This window comes from Tritonibacter sp. SIMBA_163 (genome assembly GCF_046535935.1).
GTDB lineage: Bacteria > Pseudomonadota > Alphaproteobacteria > Rhodobacterales > Rhodobacteraceae > Epibacterium > Epibacterium scottomollicae.
In genome coordinates, this window is sequence record NZ_JAWJBP010000631.1 from 1 (window position 1) to 263 (window position 263).

Sequence of the window (263 nt, forward strand, 5' to 3'; positions counted from 1 at the left end):
GTCGAGCGCGCTCAACGGCTCGTCGAGCAGCAAGACGTCGGGTTCGATCACGATCGCCCGGGCGAGGGCGATGCGCTGCTGCTGGCCGCCGGACAGTTGCTTGGGCACGCGGTCCTCGACGTGCGGCAGCTGCACCAGCTGCAGGGCCTCGCGCACCTTCTTGCGCGCGGTTTCCTTGTTGACATCCCGGTACTTCAGACCGAAGGCGACGTTTTCGAAGATCGTCTTGTGCGGGAACAGGGCGTAGTTCTGGAACACGATGC

Annotated in this window: 1 protein-coding gene; it reads right to left on the minus strand. The window is 64.6% G+C overall.

The window, feature by feature from the left end; translation table 11 throughout:
- The coding region (locus tag R0J92_RS23835) for an ATP-binding cassette domain-containing protein (RefSeq protein ID WP_411053497.1) at positions 1 to 263 on the minus strand (263 nt) is incomplete at both ends.